The organism is Nonomuraea fastidiosa (assembly GCF_042751225.1).
GTDB classification, from domain to species: domain Bacteria; phylum Actinomycetota; class Actinomycetes; order Streptosporangiales; family Streptosporangiaceae; genus Nonomuraea; species Nonomuraea fastidiosa.
The window spans coordinates 5,484,824-5,500,734 of sequence record NZ_CP170570.1 but is presented as its reverse complement, the minus strand read 5'-3'; the positions used below and the strand labels follow the sequence as shown (position 1 = coordinate 5,500,734).

The 15,911-nt window shown below is 70.6% G+C and carries 13 protein-coding genes; all 13 read left to right on the top strand.

The genetic code is table 11. The features are described 5' to 3' along the window. Positions 1-11 precede the first annotated feature (11 nt). The 13 genes from ACFMQL_RS25480 to ACFMQL_RS25420 are packed head-to-tail and all read left to right on the top strand — an operon-like array spanning position 12 to position 15,833. Entirely contained in the window at positions 12-1,850 is a 1,839-nt protein-coding gene (locus ACFMQL_RS25480; protein WP_378787349.1) for an ABC transporter substrate-binding protein, read from the top strand. Further along, the gene (locus tag ACFMQL_RS25475; protein WP_378787347.1) at positions 1,796-2,002 is read left to right on the top strand and encodes a hypothetical protein; all 207 of its coding nucleotides are present in this window, start codon (positions 1,796-1,798) and stop codon (positions 2,000-2,002) included. Before ACFMQL_RS25480 ends, ACFMQL_RS25475 begins: the two co-directional genes overlap by 55 nt. Positions 2,003-2,012: 10 nt before the next feature. Further along, positions 2,013-3,011, top strand: coding sequence for an ABC transporter permease (locus ACFMQL_RS25470; RefSeq protein ID WP_364056214.1), 999 nt, complete (start codon positions 2,013-2,015; stop codon positions 3,009-3,011). 6 nt (positions 3,012-3,017) lie between these two features. Continuing rightward, entirely contained in the window at positions 3,018-4,169 is a 1,152-nt protein-coding gene (locus ACFMQL_RS25465) for an ABC transporter permease (RefSeq protein ID WP_364056217.1), read from the top strand. A 38-nt stretch (positions 4,170-4,207) separates the two neighbouring features. Continuing rightward, positions 4,208-5,257: an ABC transporter ATP-binding protein gene (locus ACFMQL_RS25460; RefSeq protein WP_364056220.1), complete on the top strand. Its 1,050-nt coding sequence runs from the start codon at positions 4,208-4,210 to the stop codon at positions 5,255-5,257. Further along, entirely contained in the window at positions 5,254-6,294 is a 1,041-nt protein-coding gene (locus tag ACFMQL_RS25455) for an oligopeptide/dipeptide ABC transporter ATP-binding protein (RefSeq protein ID WP_364056223.1), read from the top strand. Before ACFMQL_RS25460 ends, ACFMQL_RS25455 begins: the two co-directional genes overlap by 4 nt. Next, a complete protein-coding gene (locus tag ACFMQL_RS25450) occupies positions 6,291-7,331 on the top strand; it encodes a sialidase family protein (protein ID WP_364056226.1) in 1,041 nt (346 codons plus the stop codon). The genes ACFMQL_RS25455 and ACFMQL_RS25450 overlap by 4 nt, the downstream gene beginning before the upstream one ends. After that, entirely contained in the window at positions 7,331-8,527 is a 1,197-nt protein-coding gene (locus tag ACFMQL_RS25445) for an exo-alpha-sialidase (protein WP_378787343.1), read from the top strand. The genes ACFMQL_RS25450 and ACFMQL_RS25445 overlap by 1 nt, the downstream gene beginning before the upstream one ends. Positions 8,528-8,535: 8 nt before the next feature. Beyond that, entirely contained in the window at positions 8,536-9,975 is a 1,440-nt protein-coding gene (locus ACFMQL_RS25440) for an extracellular solute-binding protein (protein ID WP_364056232.1), read from the top strand. A gap of 14 nt (positions 9,976-9,989) precedes the next feature. Next, complete coding sequence (locus ACFMQL_RS25435; protein WP_364056235.1) at positions 9,990-11,369, top strand: DUF5060 domain-containing protein; 1,380 nt, start codon at positions 9,990-9,992, stop codon at positions 11,367-11,369. Next, entirely contained in the window at positions 11,366-12,367 is a 1,002-nt protein-coding gene (locus tag ACFMQL_RS25430) for a DUF5605 domain-containing protein (RefSeq protein ID WP_364056238.1), read from the top strand. Before ACFMQL_RS25435 ends, ACFMQL_RS25430 begins: the two co-directional genes overlap by 4 nt. Further along, the gene (locus ACFMQL_RS25425) at positions 12,364-14,508 is read left to right on the top strand and encodes a hypothetical protein (protein ID WP_378787340.1); all 2,145 of its coding nucleotides are present in this window, start codon (positions 12,364-12,366) and stop codon (positions 14,506-14,508) included. The genes ACFMQL_RS25430 and ACFMQL_RS25425 overlap by 4 nt, the downstream gene beginning before the upstream one ends. Beyond that, the gene (locus ACFMQL_RS25420; protein ID WP_364056244.1) at positions 14,496-15,833 is read left to right on the top strand and encodes a glycoside hydrolase family 28 protein; all 1,338 of its coding nucleotides are present in this window, start codon (positions 14,496-14,498) and stop codon (positions 15,831-15,833) included. Before ACFMQL_RS25425 ends, ACFMQL_RS25420 begins: the two co-directional genes overlap by 13 nt. The last annotated feature ends 78 nt before the right edge of the window (positions 15,834-15,911 follow it).

The window sequence follows — 15,911 nt, the reverse complement described above, 5'->3', positions numbered from 1 at the left end:
ACGGAGCACCGATGACAGAGCACGCCTTCACGAGGAGGAGCCTGCTCCGCGGCGGCGGAGGGCTTCTGCTGCTGGCCACGGCCGGTGGCTGCGGCTTCTTCGACACCAGCCCCGCCAAGGACGCGGGCGGCCCGGCGGCGGCCGCCGACCTGTCGGCCAAGGAGGCGCCGCAGCTGGCCGAGCTGGTCAAAGCCGGCAAACTGCCGCCGCTCGAGCAGCGTCTGCCGAAGAACCCCATGGTCGTCACGCCGCTGAAGGAGCCCGGCCGCTACGGCGGCACGTGGGCCTCGGCGATCGTGGGCGAGGACGACTTCGACTGGCTGTACTACTCGCTCGGCTACGAGCCGCTGGTCCGGCTCAAGCCCGGCACCAACGGGCAGAAGGGCCCCGACGACATCGTCCCGAACGTGGCCGAGTTCGAGGTCCAGGACGACGGCCGGGTGTACGTGTTCCGGCTGCGCGAGGGCCTGAAGTGGTCCGACGGCCAGCCGTGCACGGCCGACGACATGCTGTTCGCCTTCGAGGACGTGGCCACCTACCACGACCTGCACACGACCGGCGTCTACGACCTCTACCTGGAGAACGGCACCACGGACGAGCTGGTCAAGGTGGAGAAGGTGGACGAGCGGACGGTCCGCTACGTCTACAAGCAGCCGAAGGCGGGCCTGCTGTTCCAGATCGCGGTCTCGACGTTCGAGCGCGGCGGCGCGGCCGGGTTCCTGCTGCCCAAGCACTACCTCAAGCAGTTCCACAAGAAGTACAACCCGGACGCCGACAAGCTGGCCAAGGAGCGGCAGCTGGAGGACTGGACCCAGCTGTTCATGAACAAGAACGACGTCGCGCACAACGCCGACATGCCGACGCTGCACCCGTGGAAGATCACGAACCCGGTCGGCAAGGGCACGGCGGTGGTGGCCGAGCGCAACCCGTACTACTGGAAGGTCGATGACAAGGGGCGGCAGCTTCCGTACATCGACCGGTTCAGGGCCGAGGTGCTCGGCGACGTCGAGGTCGAGCTGCTGAAGATCATGAACGGCGAGATCGGCCTGCAGCTGCGCAACTTCAACACGCCGGAGAACAAGCCGCTGATCGCGCAGAACGCCGAGAAGGGCAAGTACCGGCTGTTCGACGTGCCGAGCCGGCTGAGCAACACGATGATCCTGCAGTTCAACCAGACGATCAAGGACGACGGACTGCGGGAGCTGTTCCAGAAGAAGGACTTCAGGATCGGCCTGTCGTACGCGATCAACCGGCAGGAGATCATCGACGGCGTGTACGCCGGCCAGGGCGAGCCGTGGCAGGCCGCGCCGTCGAAGAACAACGCGCTCTACGACCCGGAGTTCGCCAAGCAGTACACCGAGTACGACGTCGCCAAGGCCGACGAGTTCCTCGACAAGGCGGGCCTGACGGAGAAGGACTCCGACGGGCGGCGGCTCGGCCCCGACGGCAAGCCGCTGATCATCACGGTCATGGCGAGCACGGAGTTCCCGCACCACGTCGAGGCGCTGGAGTTCGTCAAGAAGGGCTGGGAGGCGGTCGGCGTCGGGCTGCGCGTGGACCCGGTCGCGGGCACGCTGTTCACCGAGCGCACGATGGGCAACCAGCCGCAGTGCTCGACGTACACGTGCAGCGACTTCGACGTGATCACCGGCACCGGCGGCGACCACTACTACGTGCCGAGCAACTCCGGCAGCGCCCGCTACGCCATCCGCTGGGCGCAGTGGTACGGCAGCAAGGGCAAGAGCGGCGACGAGCCGCCGGCCCGGTGCGCGCGCAGCTCGAGGCGTTCACCAAGATGCGCACGGAGCCGGACTTCACCAAGGCGCTGGAGCACGCCAAGGAGGTGGTGAAGGCGGCCAAGGAGCAGTTCTACGCGATCGGCATCAGCTCGTACCCGGACGAGTACGGCATCGTCTCCACCGCGTTCAAGAACGTGCCGGACTCGATGGCGTCCGCGCCGGTGAACCCCGGGCCGACCCAGCCCGAGCAGTACTCGCTCTGAGGGGCACGGCGTGCTGGCTTACTTCGGGCGCCGCCTGATCTACGTGGTGGTGACGCTGTGGGCGATCTCGATCGTCGCGTTCGTCATCATCAACCTGCCGCCGGGCGACTACGTCTCGACACTGGTCGCGAACGCGCAGGCGGGCGGCGAGGGCATCACCCCCGCCGAGATCGCGAACCTGCGGCAGCGCTATGGGCTCGACGATCCGCTGCTCGTGCAGTACTGGCGCTGGTTCTCCGCCATCCTGTTCCACGGCGACTTCGGTCAATCGTTTGCCTGGAACCAGGCGGTCTCCACGCTGATCGGCGAGCGCATCGCGCTGTCGGCGGTGCTGTCGCTCAGCTCGCTGCTGATGGTCTGGGCGATCGCGTTCCCCATCGGCATCTACAGCGCGGTCAAGCAGTACTCCTGGGGCGACTACGGCTTTTCGTTCCTCGGCTTCATCGGGATGGCGGTCCCGGAGTTCATGCTGGCGCTGGTCCTCATGTACATCGGGTTCCGCTACTTCGGGCAGAGCGTGGGCGGGCTGTTCTCGCCGGAGTTCCAGGACGCGGCCTGGAACCTCGGCAAGGTGCTCGACCTGCTGAGCCACCTGTGGGTGCCGATCGTGGTCATCGGGGTCTCCGGCACGGCCGGCATGATCCGGGTGACCAGGGCCAACCTGCTGGACGAGCTCTACCGCCCGTACGTGGTGACCGCCAGGGCCAAGGGCCTGCCGGAGTGGAAGCTGCTGCTGAAGTACCCGGTGCGGATGTCGCTCAGCCCGTTCTTCAGCACCGTCGGCTGGCTGCTGCCCGGCCTGATCGGCGGCGAGACGATCGTCTCGGTCGTCATGAGCCTGCCCACCGGCGGCCCGCTGCTGCTCAGCGGCGTGCTGAACCAGGACATGTATCTCGTCGGCAGCTTCGTGCTGATCCTCAGCACGCTGACCGTGATCGGCACCGTGATCAGCGACCTGGCGCTGGCCTGGTGGGACCCGCGAATTCGCAAACGGTACAAGAGAGAGTAGCGCCAGATGTTCCTCAGGCGACCGACGGCGAGGGAAGCAGGGACGCTGCCGCAGTGGCGGCTGATGTGGCGGCAGTTCCGCCGGCACCGGCTCGCGATGGTCGGCGCGGCGATCCTGATCCCGGTCTACTTCGTGGCGATCTTCGCGGAGTTCTTCGCGCCGATGTCCAGCTCGACGGCGAACACGCAGATGACGTACGCGCCGCCGCAGGTGCTGCGCATCTCCGCCGAGCACGGCCTGCACGTGTACGGGTACACCAGCGAGCGCGACCCGCGCACGTACGCGCAGACCTACACCGAGGATCCGTCGCAGGTGATCGAGGTCGGGCTGTTCGTGCACGGCGATCCGTACAAGCTGCTGGGGCTGATCCCGTCCGACATCCACCTCATCGGCCCGGTGCGGCACGGCGATCCCTTCTACCTGCTGGGCACCGACCAGAACGGCCGTGACCTGCTGTCGCGGCTCATCCACGGCGCACGCGTGTCGCTGTCCATCGGGCTGGTGGGCGTGGCGGCGAGCTTCCTGCTCGGCATGCTGATCGGCGGCGTCTCCGGCTATTTCGGCGGCGGCGTCGACAACGTGGTGCAGCGCGTCATCGAGTTCCTGATGGCGATACCGACGCTGCCGCTGTGGATGGCGCTGTCGGCGGCGCTGCCCACCGACTGGGGGCCGCTCACCCGATATTTCGCCATCACGGTGCTGCTGTCGCTGATCGGGTGGACGGGTCTGGCCAGGGACGTCCGCGGCCGGTTCCTGGCGCTGCGCGAGGAGGACTTCGTCACCGCGGCCAGGCTGGACGGCGTGGGCAGGCTGTCGATCATCTTCCGGCACATGATCCCCTCGTTCGCCAGCCACATCATCGCCTCGTTGTCGCTGGCCATCCCCGGGATGATCCTCGGCGAGACCAGCCTGAGCTTCCTCGGGCTCGGCCTGCAGGCACCCGCCGTGAGCTGGGGCGTGCTGCTGGAGGGCGCCCAGAACGTGCGCGTCGTCGCCAACGCCCCGTGGCTGCTCGCGCCCGGCGTCGCGGTGGTGGTCGTGGTGGTCGCCATGAACTTCTTCGGGGACGGGCTGCGCGACGCCGCCGACCCGTACGGAGCGGCGAGCGGAGGCCGGAGAAGGAAGCCGTTCAGGCGTAACCGCGTAGGCCGACAGTGAGCGCGACCATCAACACCGCAATAAGGGGGTGGGCAGGCGTGGCCGCAGGCGACGTGCTGCTTGAGATCGAGGACCTGCACACGCACTTCCACATGGACGACGGCGTCGTGCACGCCGTGGACGGCGTGGACCTGCGGATGCGCAAGGGCGAGACGCTGGCCATCGTCGGCGAGTCCGGCTGCGGCAAGAGCGTCATGGCCCGCTCGATCCTGCACCTGGTGGACCCGCCGGGCCGGATCGAGGGCGGCAAGGTCACCCTGCACCGCCCCGACGGCCCGGTGGAGCTGGTCGGCGCGCACAAGCGGCTGCTGCGCCAGGTCAGGTGGAAGGACATCGCGATGGTCTTCCAGGAGCCGATGGCCTCGCTGAGCCTGGTGCACACGATCGGCAGCCAGATCATCGAGGCGGTGCGGCTGCACGAGAACGTCGGCAAGGCCGAGGCCCGCAAGCGCGCCATCGAGATGCTGGACCGGGTCGGCATCCCGATGCCGCAGCGGCGGGTGGACGCCTACCCGTTCGAGCTGAGCGGCGGCATGCGGCAGCGGGCGATGATCGCGATGGCGCTGTCGTGCCGGCCGAGCCTGCTCATCGCCGACGAGCCGACCACCGCGCTCGACGTGACCACGCAGGCGCAGATCCTGGAGCTGCTGCGCGATCTGCAGGACGAGCTGGGCATGGCGATCATGCTGATCACCCACGACCTCGGCGTGGCCGCGCAGGTGGCCGACACGATGGCGGTGATGTACCTGGGCCGGGTCGTCGAGTACGGCTCCGCCGAGCAGGTGCTGTCGCAGCCGCGCCACCCGTACGCGCAGGCGCTGCTGCGCTCGATGCCCCGGCTCGGCCAGGCCAGGCAGCGGCGGCTGGCGGCGATCAGGGGCTCGGTGCCGCCCCCGTACGCGCGGCCCGAAGGCTGCTCCTTCCACCCGCGCTGCGACCACGCCGTCGAGGGGCGGTGCGACGTGGTGACGCCGCGCCTGACCGAAGTGGGCGGCCGCGAGGTGGCGTGCCTGCTCTACCAGGACGAGCCGGAACCGCAGCGGGGCGGCGCCCCGGACGACACCCCGGATGACAGGGAGGAATCGTGAGCACGGAGCCTCTGCTCCGGATCGAAGGGCTGACCAAGCACTTCCCCGTCCGCAGCGGCCTGCTGGGCCGGCAGGTGGGCGCGGTGCGCGCGGTGGACGAGGTCGATCTGGACATCGCCCCGGGCAGCACGCTCGGGCTGGTCGGCGAGTCGGGCTGCGGCAAGACGACGCTCGGCCGGTGCATCGTGCGCGCGCACGACCCGACCAGCGGCCGCATGCTCTACCGGCGGCCCGACGGTTCGGTGATCGACGTGGCGACGCTGAAGGAGAAGGAGCTCAAGCCGTACCGGGCCGAGGTGCGGATGATCTTCCAGGACCCGCACTCGTCGCTCAACCCGCGCAAGACGCTGCGCGAGATCATCGGCGAGCCGATGCGGGTGCACGGCTACGGCACGCCGGACGAGATCGCCGAGCGCGTGGGCGACCTGCTCGAACGGGTGGGCCTGCGCCGCGAGTACGCGAGCCGCTACCCGCACGCCTTCAGCGGCGGCCAGCGGCAGCGGGTCGGCATCGCGCGGGCGCTGGCGCTGTCGCCCCGGCTGGTGGTGGCCGACGAGGCGGTCAGCGCGCTGGACGTGTCGGTCCGCGCGCAGATCCTCAACCTGCTCATGGACCTGCAGGAGGAGTCGGGGCTTGGCTTCCTGTTCGTCAGCCACGACCTCGGCATCATCGAGCACGTCGCGGACGTGGTGGCGGTGATGTACCTCGGCCGGGTGGTCGAGCAGGCCCCCACGGAGGAGCTGTACCGGCGGCCGCTGCACCCCTACACCGAGGCGCTGCTGTCGGCGGTGCCCGACCCCGACCCGGCGGCCAAGCGGCACCGGGAGCGGATCAAGCTGCTCGGCGACATCGCCGACCCGGCGAACGTGCCGCCGGGCTGCCCGTTCCACCCCCGCTGCGTGTACGCCAAGGACGAGTGCCGCGCCGACCGGCCGCCGCTGCGCGAGGTCGGCGGGCGGCGGGTGGCCTGCCACTTCGCCGAGGATCTCGACCTGCGCGGCGTGCCCGGCCCCGAGATCCGGGAGGTGACCGCGTGAGCGACCCGCGTTTCGACGGCGTCGTACGCCCGTCCGCCACGCTGGAGGACGCCGAGGAGGCGCTGCTGCCGGCCCCGCACGGCGTCGACAACCACGCCGCCAACCTGCTGCGCACCTCGTCGGGCGAGCTGCTGTGCACCTGGTTCAGCGGCCCGCAGGAGGGCGACCCCGGCACGAACGTGGTGGTGTCGCGGCTCGCGGGCGGGCGCTGGGAGAAGCCCGCGCTGGTGGCCGCCGACCCCGAGCGCACCGAGCAGAACCCGGTGCTGTTCGAGGTGGACGGGCGGGTGTGGCTGCTGCACACCTCCGGCGAGCCGCACGACCAGACCAGCGCGCACGTGGTGGCCCGCACCTCCGGAGACGGCGGCCGTACGTGGAGCGCGCCGCGCGTGATGCTCGCCAAGCCGGGCAGCTTCGTCCGGCACCCGCCGCTGGTCCTGGACGACGGCACCTGGCTGCTGCCCGCCTACCACTGCGCGCCGACGGGCGACCACAGCGTGGTCCACCTCAGCGCGGACGGCGGCGACACCTGGACCGCGCACGACGTGCCGGACAGCGCGGGCCTGGTGCAGATGACGGTCGTGCCACGGCCCGGCGGCGGGCTGCTGGCCTTCTTCCGCGACCGGCGGGCGGGGCGCATCCACGCCTCGTTCTCGGCCGACGGCCGTAGCTGGTCCGCGCCGGAGCGGACCGAGCTGCCCAGCAACGACTCCTCCGTCCAGCTCACGAGGCTCGGCGACGGACGGCTCGCGCTCGTCTACAACGACGCGAGCCTGGAGCGCGACCGGTTCCGGTGGGTGACCAAGAACGGGAAGCCGCGTAAGAAGGCGCTGCGCACCCCGCTGTCACTCGCCCTGTCCGAGGACGGCGGTGCGACCTGGCCGCACCGGCGCGTCCTGCAGGAAGCCGACTCCGAGTATTGGCAGAACGAGCTCGGCTACTCGTATCCGAGCGTGATCGACGGCGGCGGAGGCCGGGTCCACGTCGCCTACTCCTACCTGCGCAAGACCATCAAGTATCTAGAGATTGGCGTGTGATGAAAGTACGGCAGAGCCTGTTATACGGCGCTCTGGCGGTGGCGGTCGCGGTGCCGTCGTACGTCGCGGGCGACCGCGACGCCGCCGGCGGCGACAGCGGCACGGTACGGGTGCAGCCCACCGGCGCGTACGCCTGCCGCCAGGACGTGGCACCGCCCGACCCCGACGTGCCCAAGGTGCACGCGGCGACGATCGCGCAGGCCCCGCAGGGCGACCTGCTCACCGTCTACTACGGCGGCGCCACCGAGGGGGCGCCGGACCAGGCGCTCTACATGTCGCGGCTGGCGGCCGGCGAGCACACCTGGTCGGAGCCCGAGGTGGTGTTCGACGAGCCGGGCAAGGCCGACGGCAACCCGGTGCTGTGGTCGGACGGCAAGCGCCTCTACCTGTTCTTCGTCACGATCGAGGGGCACGGCTGGGAGCAGGCGCCGATCCGGCTGATCACCTCCGACGACGGCGGCCACGCCTGGAGCGAGCCCGTCACCATCCGCAAGGAATGGGGGTGGATGGTCGGCACCAACCCGATCCGCATGTCGAACGGCGAGGTGCTGCTGCCCATCTACGACGAGGGCGGCTCCCGCTCCGGGTTCTACGTCTTCAGCGAGGACATGAGCTCGTGGCAGGCGTACCCGGAGAACACCGAGGACTGGATCAGGACGCCGCGCGGCTCGATCCAGGCGAGCGTGGTCGAGGTGGAGCCGGGGCGGCTGGTCGCGTACATGCGCACCGGTGACGCCGCGATCTACACCAGCCAGTCCACCGACTTCGGCCGCACCTGGAGCGAGCCGGTGGCCGAGCCGATCGGCAACCCGAACTCGCGGGTCGCCGCGCTCAAGCTCGACACCGGCAAGCTCGTGCTGGCCTACAACCCGTGGGTGGAGCACCGCTCCCCCATGCGGCTGTCGCTCTCGCCCGACAAGGGCCGCACCTGGGAGCACTCGGTGGACGTCGAGGCGCAGTCGGGCCCGCAGTTCACGTACCCGATGCTGACGCAGAGCGCCGACGGCTTCATCCACATGGTCTACAGCTACAACCGCAACAACATCCGGCACGTCGTCTTCAACGAGCAGTACCTGCGTGACGCCGTGGGCCTGCTGTCGAACTACCCCGAGCACACGATCACCGAGTTCAAGAACGGCGTCCGGCGCAACGTCGTGCGTCAGTGCCACTACACCCCCGCGAAACAGCCCCGCTGAGGAGAGAGATGCACAAGGTGCGCGGTATCGCGCTGCTCGCGCTCGCGCTGTCCCTGACCACCGTCCCGGCCCAGGCGTCCGTCGCGGCGGAGACCGCTGCTTGCAAGGACGTGCCGAACAAGTACAACCAGCCGTTCCAGGTCTGCGACGACGAGCTGTTCATCTTCGCCGCCAACTACAAGCCGTTCGAGTCGACCGTCGACGAGCAGCGGCAGGGCACCCGCGTCTTCGACGAGATCATCGGTAACAGGCTGCGGGCGGCGTTCCCCGGCGTGAAGATCAAGTACGCGACGTGGGACCTGCCCATCCGCTACGAGGACCTGAAGAACGCGGGCGTCACGCCGGACATCGTCATCGAGGACCCGAAGTCCCGCATCGACCGCGACCTCGAACCGCTGGGCTGGGTCGGCGACATGACCGCCGACATCGAGCGGGCCGGCATCGACCTGAGCACGCTCAACAAGGCCGCCGTCGAGCTGACGAAGTCGCGCTCCGACGGCGGGATCTACGGGGTGCCGATCTTCATCGACGAGCACGTGCTGCTCTACAACAAGAAGATCTTCGACAAGTTCCGGGTGAAGTACCCCAAGCCCGGCATGACGTACGACGACGCGTACAAGCTGGCCAAGAAGCTCACCAGGGACGACGGGCTGGACCACTACAAGGGGTACATGCAGCATCCCGACCAGTACCTGGAGTTCAACCAGCTCGGGCTCTACCCGTTCCAGCCGACGACGAGCGAGGAGCCGGAACCCGAGGAGGTCAAGGTCGATATCACGGGTGAGGGGTGGAGGGAGTACACCGAGAACCTGTACCGCTTCCTGATGATCCCGCGCAACGGGTTCACCACCGTCACCGACTTCCTCAAGGGCGACATGAGCCGGCCCGGCCACCTGGCCATGGCGGTGGAGACGCTGTCGCGGCTCACCATGTACGCCGGCAGCGAGCTGTTCATCGAGGACGGCGACGAGGACTCGTTCGCGCAGTACCGCGAGAGCGTCGACATCGGCGTCAGCGCGCTCCCGGTGTTCGAGCGCGGCTCGAAGACCATCTACCAGCCGAACACCAGGGCCGCGTTCGTCCCGCCCGCCGCCCCGCACCGCGAGCAGGCGCTGCAGGTGGTGAAGTGGCTGGTGTCGGAGGAGGCGCAGACCGAGATCTCCCGCCACGGCATCAAGGCCGTGCTGCAGACCGACGAGGTCGTGGAGAGCTTCGGCAAGGCCATCCCCGAGCTGGCCGGCATCGACACCTCCGCGGTCTACTGGGGCGAGAACGCCACCATCGGCGACTATGAGAACACCGAGTTCTGGGACCTGCCGCTGTGGACGGTCTTCCGCCAGCACGTGCTGCGTGACGGCATGACCCCCGAGCAGTCGCTGACCGTGTCCCAGCAGGAGGACATCCCCGCCTACATCAAGGCGCAGGCGGACGCAGGGAAGGACTGGTAACCCTGACTTCCACCGTGGAACGCTGGGGCGTCCACGAGATCGAGCTGGCCGGGCCGGCCGGCGGCAACCCCTTCGCGGAGGTTCGCCTGGCGGCCCGGTTCCGCTTCCGTCACCGCATCGTCGAGGCCGGCGGCTTCTACGACGGTGACGGCGTCTACCGCGTCCGGTTCATGCCGGACGCGGTCGGCTCGTGGACCTACACCACCGTGAGCAACGTGCCCGAGCTGGACGGCGTGACCGGGGAGTTCACCGTGACCCCCGCCACGCCGGGCAACCACGGCCCGGTGCGCGCCGAGGGCACCGGCTTCGTGTACGCCGACGGCACGCCGTACCTGCCGTGGGGCACCACCGCCTACCACTGGACGCACGACCTGGACGAGGAACGGGAGCGGCGCACGCTGCGCACGCTGGCCGCCTCGCCGTTCAACAAGCTGCGCATGTGCGTGCTGCCCACCGGGGCCATGCGGCCGCCGCTGGTGCCGTTCGCCGGCACCGACCCGGACGGGCTCGACTTCACGCGCTACGACCCGGCCTTCTTCCGCCACCTGGAGTCGCGGGTACGCGACCTGCGCGACATCGGCGTCGAGGCCGACATCATCCTGTTCCACCCGTACGACGGGGGCCTGCGCGGCATCGAGGACATGGGCCGCGAGGCCGACCACGCCTACCTGCGCTACGTCATCGCCCGCCTGGCGGCCTTCCGCAACGTGTGGTGGTCGGCGGCCAACGAGTACGACTTCAACAAGGCGAAGACCGTCGAGGACTGGGACGACATCCTGCGCACGATCGCCAGGCTGGACCCGTACGAGCATCTGCGCTCGATCCACAACGGGACCCGCATGTACGAGGTCGCCTCGCTCTACGACTTCACCAAGCCGTGGGTGACGCACCAGAGCATCCAGCACTGGGACGCCACCCCCACCGACGCCTGGCTGCGCGCCTGCCCCAAGCCGGTGGTGATCGACGAGATCTCCTACGAGGGCGACCTGGGCAAGCGTTGGGGCAACGTGACCGGCCAGGAGCTGGTGGACCGCTTCTGGGAGGGGGTGACGCGGGGCGGCTACGTCGGGCACGGCGAGTCGCTGATGGGCCACCAGCCGCGCGCCTGGGTCAGCAACGGCGGCGAGCTGTTCGGCGAGAGCCCCGCCAGGATCGCGTTCCTGCGGCGCGTGGTGGAGGAGAGCCCCGCCGGGTCGTTCCTGCGCTACCTGGGCCGGCGGCAGCAGGCCCACGTGACGGTGGAGCTGCCGGACGACGGCGCGTACCGGGTGGAGCTGATCGACACCTGGAACATGACCATCAGCCCGGTGGACGGCGAGCACAAGGGGCGGGTGCGGGTCGCGCTGCCGGGCCGGCCGTATCTGGCGCTGCGGATGACGAAGGTGACTTCATGATCGACAAGGGGTTGGCGACGACCGCGCTCGGCTGGCACCTGCACGACGAGCGGCGGCGGGCGCGGACGCTGGCCACGCTGAAGTCGTCGCCGTTCGACCGGGTGCGGATGGCGGCGCTGGCCTCCCGCTGCTCGCTCGACGCGCTGGAGGAGCGGGTGGAGGAGCTGGCCGGGATCGGCGTGACGGCCGAGCTGGTGCTGCTGCGGCCGGGCGAGGGCATCGAGGACGTGGACGGCGCCGCCCGCTACCTGAGCGAGGTCGTGCCCAGGCTGGCGCCGCATCAGAACGTGTGGTGGTCGCTCACCGACGACCCCGGCGCCTTTCCCGCCTTCACCGAGCACGACTGGGTGAGCCTCGGGAACCTGGTCGCCGAGGAGGACCCGCTGCACCATCCGCTGTCCATCACCGTCGATGCCGGCTCGCCGCTGCTGTGGCGGCGGGTGTGGACGCACGGCAGCGTACGGGCGCGCAGCCCGCGCGACGCCTGGGTGCGGACGCGCCACCACCACAAGCCGGTGCGGATGGACTTCTGCGGGTACGAGGGCGACGCCGACGACCCGTGGCACAGCCTGACCCCCGAGGAGGTGGTGGTCCAGGCGTGGGACGGCGTCGTGCGGCGGCGCTGCGTGACGCACGGCGAGTCGTACGCGGGCGACGACGGGCTGACCTGGTCGCAGGACGGCGGGACGCTGAAGGGGGCCGCCGTGCCCAGGCTCGCGCTGCTGCGCCAGGTGCTCGCGGCCATCCCCGACGAGGCCGCATACCGCGACAGGGACGCGCCGATGCTGGAGCTGACCGGGGAGTTCTACCTGGAGTTCTGCGGCGAGCACCGGTTCCCCGAGCGGTCGTTCGAGGTGCCGGACGGGCGGTACGAGGCCGAGGTGATCGACACGTGGGAGATGACCGTGACGCCGCTCGGCATCATGAAGGGCCCGGCGGTCACGGTGCCGCTGCCCGGCACGGTCGGCCAGGCCATCCGCCTGCGCCGCGTCCCATGACGGCCCGCCACGGCACCGGCCCCCGGCGCTCCGATGCTCCGGGCGAGCGGCCGGTTCCGCCGCTCGCCCGGCTGGCCGGCCCGGGCGGGAAGCTGGTCGAGATCGTGAGCGGCGCCGGAGTGGCGGGCGATCCCCCGGTGGGCGGCGCTCCAGTGGGCGGCGCTCCAGTGGGCGGCGCGGAGGTGCGGCTCGGGCGTGACGGCGCCGCCGAGCCGCACCTCCGCGTGCCGCTGCACGTCCTGTTCACCGCCTCGACCGGCCGTCCCTGGCGGTTCCGGCCCGCCGACCCGGCGAGCGTGCGCGTCCTGCCGCCCGGCTCCGGCGGCGACGGGATCGTGGCGACGGCGCGGGCCGGGGAGCTGAGCGTGCGGCTGGAGCTGGGCTTCGGCCGGGAGGGCATGCTGGAGCTGCGCACCACCTGGCGCAACGACACCGGCGAGCGGCTCGTAGACGTGGCGGCCGGGCTGCTGCTCCCGCTGCCGGTCCAGGACGCCTGCCTGACCATGCCGGGCGTGCTCTACAACGACAACCCGTCATCCGACCCGGCCCGCGAGGTGCCGCACATCGGCTTCGTCTGCGAGGAGCACCGCCTGCCCATCCCGGCCGTCAACGCCGCGTGGGACGGCCGCTACCTCAGCCTCTTCGCGCATCCCGGCCCGGTGCGCGACGAGGAGGACGGCTCGGTCGCCTACGGCTCGCTCGGCGCGGTCCGCGCGCCCGGCCTGGCGGTGACGGCGATGACCGGCGTGATCGCGTTCAACGGCCGGCCTGACGTCTGCTACGTCAGCAAGGCGGAGACGGCCGGCCGCCCGCTCGGCTACCGCGACCTCGCGCCGGGCGCGGAGATCACCACCCGGCACAGCCTCGACTGGGGCGAGGTCGCGCCGCGCGGCTTCGGCTTCAGGACGCTGGTGCACACCCGCCTCTACCGGGACGAGGGGGCCGCCCCGCTGAGCGTGGACGAGATCGTCCGGCTCAAGACCGACGCGATGGACTCCCGCTGGAACGGCGACGGCCACCTCGCCTACGAGGGCGTGCGCCACGGCCGCCCGCGCTCCTACCTGTACGGCTGGACCGGCCAGGCCATGAAGCTGGCCCTGTGCGAGGCCATCCTGGGCGTCGAGGACGGCCAGGACGAGCGGATCGAGCGGGCCCGCCGCGCCGCCGACTTCTACGTCCACGGCGGCAGGACGCCCGTGCGCGGCCTGCACGCCGCCCGCTACCTGGTGGACGAGGACCGCTGGGAGTCGTTCCGCAAGGACGGCTGGGGCGACTTCGTCTCCAGCCGGGCACACGGCGAGACCATCACCGACCTGGCCGCGCTCGCGCTGCTGTTCAGACAGGCCGGGCTGGAGGTGCCGCACGCCTGGGAGGAGGCGGTGACGGACGCCGCCTCCGTCTTCTGGCACACCAGGCTGCCCGAGGGCGTCGTGCCCGTCGGCTGGAGCCCGTGGGGCACGCCGGTCTCCGGCATGGTCAGCGCGGCCGGGGTGGCGTGCGTCCTCGCGATGCTGGGCGCGTACCGGCTGAGCGGGGAGCGGGTGTGGCTGCTGCGCGCCGAGGAGGTGCTGGCCGCCTACCACCGGGAGCACGCGGCCACGTACGAGCGGCCGTTCGCGCACGCCACGCTCGACGCCTCGGGCGAGGACAAGGAGGCCGGGATGTACTTCTTCCTGGCCGCGTACGAGCTGCACCGGCTGACCGGCGACGAGCGCTACGCCGGCTGGGCGGAGGCGGCCGCCGACTGGCTGCTGACCTTCGTGTACGTGTGGTCGCCCGAGTTCGCCGCGGGCAGCACGTTCGCCCGGCGCGGCTTCAAGGCGGCCGGCTGGCCGGCGGTCAGCGTGCAGAACCACCACCTCGACGTGTTCTTCCCGACGTCGGAGCTGCTGGAGTTCGGCCTGTCCACGGGCCGGCCGCGCTACGCCGAGCGGGCCGTGCGGATCCTGCACGCCATGGGCCAGGGCATCTGCCGCGAGCCCGGCGACTGGGGGTTCCGGACGCCGGGCGAACAGGGCGAGGGGTTCTTCCAGACCAACTGGCAGCGCACGGGCGAGGCGAACACGTGGAACCCGTCCTGGGTGATCGCGCTGCCGCTCTATCACGCGCTGCGCATGAGGAAGGTGAGATGGACAGGCTGACCGAGCCCATGACCGAGCCCATGACGGAGGCCGCGGCGTGGCGGTACGCCGACGAGCTGCGGGAGCGGGTGCGCCCGCCGGAGTTCCCCGACCGCTGGTTCGACGTGACCGAGTACGGCGGCGGCGACGGTCTGTGGACGGAGGCGTTCCGCGCGGCGATCGCCGCCTGCCACAAGGCGGGCGGCGGGCACGTGCGGGTGCCGCCGGGGACGTATGACACGGGCGCCATCCACCTGCTGAGCAACGTGGACCTGCACGTCGAGGAGGGGGCCGTGATCCGGTTCTCCACCGACCCCGCCGACTACCTGCCGGCCGTCTACACCCGGTTCTCGGCCATCGAGTGCTACAACTACTCGCCCTTCATCTACGCCTACGAGCAGGAGAACATCGCGATCACCGGCGGCGGCACGCTCGACGGCTCCGCGGGGCCCGAGCACTGGTGGCCGTGGGTGGGCACGCCGGAGTTCGGCTGGCGGCCGGGCACGCCGCACGAGGCCGCCGACTGGGAGGCACTGCAGCGCATGGCCGCCGACGGCGTGCCGGTGGCGGAGCGCGTGTTCGGTGCCGGGCACTACCTGCGGCCGAACATGATCCAGCCGTACCTGTGCCGCAACGTGCTGGTCGAGGGCGTGCGGATCGTGCGCTCGCCGATGTGGGAGATCCACCCGGTGCGCTGCGAGAACGTCCTGGTCAGGAACGTGTCGATCTACTCGCGCGGCCCGAACAACGACGGCTGCGACCCCGAGTCGTGCCGCGACGTCGTCATCTCGGGCTGCGTGTTCGACGTCGGCGACGACTGCATCGCGATCAAGGCGGGCCGTGGCCCCGACGGCCGCCGCGTCGGCGTGCCGTGCGAGAACGTGCTGATCGAGGACTGCGACATGCGCTACCGGTACGGGTCCGTCGCGATCGGCACCGACACGACGGGCGGCATCCGCAACGTGTTCGTGCGCCGCTGCCGCTGGGGCGGCCCCGGGCTGTACTTCGGCCTGTACGTCAAGACGAACTCGGTGCGCGGCGGCTTCGTGGAGAACGTCTTCGTCAAGGACGTGACGATCAGCGAGCTGACCAAGGAGGCCGTCTCCATCGACCTCTACCACGGCGACGGCCACAACGGCGACGACCCTCCCCCGATCCGCAACGTGCACGTGTCGGGACTGCGCAGCGACCGGACGCGCAGCGCGTACCTGCTGCGCGGCTACCCCGAGCAGCCGCTGCGGGACATCGCGATCAGGGACAGCACGTTCGCGCACGTGCTGCGCTCCGACGTGGTGAGCGACGTCGAGGGGCTGTCGGTGACCGGAGTGCGGATCGGCGGCGGCTGAGGCTCTGAAAGAGATGGCCGCTGAAAGGGGGCCCGAGGGGGTGCGGCCCGCCGCACAGCCCACCTGAGGGGCCGCAGC

What these genes read in the sequence shown, in the direction of transcription:
- ACFMQL_RS25445 (WP_378787343.1), top strand. Translation starts at nt 7,331, where the DNA reads ATGAAAGTACGGCAGAGCCTGTTATACGGCGCTCTGGCGGTGGCGGTC.
- ACFMQL_RS25420 (WP_364056244.1), top strand. Translation starts at nt 14,496, where the DNA reads ATGGACAGGCTGACCGAGCCCATGACCGAGCCCATGACGGAGGCCGCG.
- ACFMQL_RS25425 (WP_378787340.1), top strand. Translation starts at nt 12,364, where the DNA reads ATGACGGCCCGCCACGGCACCGGCCCCCGGCGCTCCGATGCTCCGGGC.
- ACFMQL_RS25430 (WP_364056238.1), top strand. Translation starts at nt 11,366, where the DNA reads ATGATCGACAAGGGGTTGGCGACGACCGCGCTCGGCTGGCACCTGCAC.
- ACFMQL_RS25465 (WP_364056217.1), top strand. Translation starts at nt 3,018, where the DNA reads ATGTTCCTCAGGCGACCGACGGCGAGGGAAGCAGGGACGCTGCCGCAG.
- ACFMQL_RS25440 (WP_364056232.1), top strand. Translation starts at nt 8,536, where the DNA reads ATGCACAAGGTGCGCGGTATCGCGCTGCTCGCGCTCGCGCTGTCCCTG.
- ACFMQL_RS25480 (WP_378787349.1), top strand. Translation starts at nt 12, where the DNA reads ATGACAGAGCACGCCTTCACGAGGAGGAGCCTGCTCCGCGGCGGCGGA.
- ACFMQL_RS25475 (WP_378787347.1), top strand. Translation starts at nt 1,796, where the DNA reads ATGCGCACGGAGCCGGACTTCACCAAGGCGCTGGAGCACGCCAAGGAG.